The organism is Flavobacterium nitrogenifigens (genome assembly GCF_003254565.1).
GTDB lineage: Bacteria > Bacteroidota > Bacteroidia > Flavobacteriales > Flavobacteriaceae > Flavobacterium > Flavobacterium nitrogenifigens.
In genome coordinates this window covers 1-281 of sequence record NZ_QJRI01000053.1, presented here as the reverse complement: position 1 = coordinate 281, position 281 = coordinate 1, and the positions used below count along the sequence as shown (strand labels likewise).

The 281-nt window shown below is 41.3% G+C and carries 1 protein-coding gene; it reads left to right on the top strand.

Annotated elements, in window-relative coordinates; all coding sequences use genetic code 11:
- Window positions 1-281: condensation domain-containing protein (locus tag DM397_RS00230; RefSeq protein ID WP_162615416.1), on the top strand; the 281-nt coding region annotated here is incomplete at both ends.

Sequence of the window (281 nt, the reverse complement as noted above, 5' to 3'; positions counted from 1 at the left end):
TAGCTCAGGTAATTAACCGTACCCATAAACAATTTGGAAAAACAATCACTATTAAATTGTTTTTTGCAAACCCAACCATTGAAAAATTAAGCAAAGAGCTGCAGGATAGCGAATATATCGCGATCCCAAAGGCACCTGAAAGCGAGTCTTATCCCTTAACGGCTTCTCAAAGACGATTGTGGATAATGAGCCAGCTGGAAGGCGGTTCGCTGGCCTATAATATGCCCGGAGCAGTTTCTCTAAAGGGAAGTATAGACACCGATAAATTCGAAGAATCGTTT